We start from the raw sequence: 1194 nt of genomic DNA on the forward strand, positions 1-1194 counted from the left end.
CCTTCCCTGCTGAACGTCAATTTGAAGACAAAAAATATGCGTCTAAAATCGCTAACTTCTTCTTAGACGAGCTATTGAAGTGCGGTACTACAACAGCGCTTGTATTCGGTACGGTGCACAAGCAAAGTGTTGAAGCTTTCTTTGAAGCATCAGAGCAACGCAATACGCGTATGATCTGCGGTAAGGTAATGATGGATCGCAACGCGCCAGAGTTCCTCACCGACACACCAGAAAGCTCTTACCAAGACAGCAAAGAGTTGATCGAAGCATGGCACGAGAAAGGCCGTCAGCTTTACGCGATCACACCGCGTTTTGCGATCACCTCTACGCATGAGCAATTGGAAAAAGCTGGCCAGTTAATGGCAGAGCACCCAACCACGTTCATGCAAACACACATCAGTGAAAACAAAGACGAAGTCGCTTTCGTTCGTGAGCTTTTCCCTGAAACCAAAGACTATTTAGACGTTTACGACCAGTACGGTTTGCTAGGCCCTCGCTCAGTGTTTGCTCATGGTATTCACCTTGAGCCTCGCGAGCACGAACGTCTTCGCGAAACAGGCGCAAGCGTGAGCTTCTGCCCCACTTCTAACCTATTCCTAGGTAGTGGCTTGCTAGATGTAGAAAAGCTTGAAAAAGAGAAAGTGAGCTACTCCGTTGCAACAGATGTTGGTGGTGGCACAAGCTTCTCTATGCTTCAAACTTTGAACGAAGCTTACAAAATCTGTCAGCTACAAGGTCAAAAATTAAGCCCACTTAAGAGCTTGTACTTGGCGACCTTAGGCAACGCAAAATCACTTCAACTAGACGACAAGATTGGTTCATTCCAGGCAGATCGCGAAGCTGACTTTGCGGTACTTGATTACGATTCAACACCATTGATGAGTTTGAAGCAGTCGAAGTGTAAAACACTCTTCGAGAAGCTGTTCGCAATGATCATTTTGGGCGACGACCGCTCAGTTAAAGCAACTTATGTCGCGGGCGAACTTGCCCACGAGAAACAATAAGGGATATTTACAATGGAAGCTTATTTCCTAGAGTGGTTAAACCTATTCTTCCGATGGTTCCATGTCATCGCGGGTGTCGCGTGGATTGGCGCGTCGTTCTATTTCGTATGGCTTGATAACAGCCTTGAAAATCCGCCGCAGTGGAAAAAAGACAAAGGCATCGGTGGTGACCTTTGGGCAATCCACGGTG

Annotated in this window: 2 protein-coding genes; both read left to right on the top strand. The window is 47.0% G+C overall.

Annotation, left to right across the window (positions count from 1 at the left end):
• Positions 1–1004: guanine deaminase (gene guaD / locus A3738_RS14360; protein ID WP_068763665.1), on the top strand; the 1004-nt coding region annotated here is incomplete at its 5' end.
• Positions 1005–1016: 12 nt separating this feature from the next.
• Positions 1017–1194, top strand: a 178-nt coding sequence (locus A3738_RS29395) for a urate hydroxylase PuuD (RefSeq protein ID WP_197473865.1), incomplete at its 3' end; no start/stop codon positions are given.

This window comes from Oleiphilus sp. HI0066, assembly GCF_001635725.1.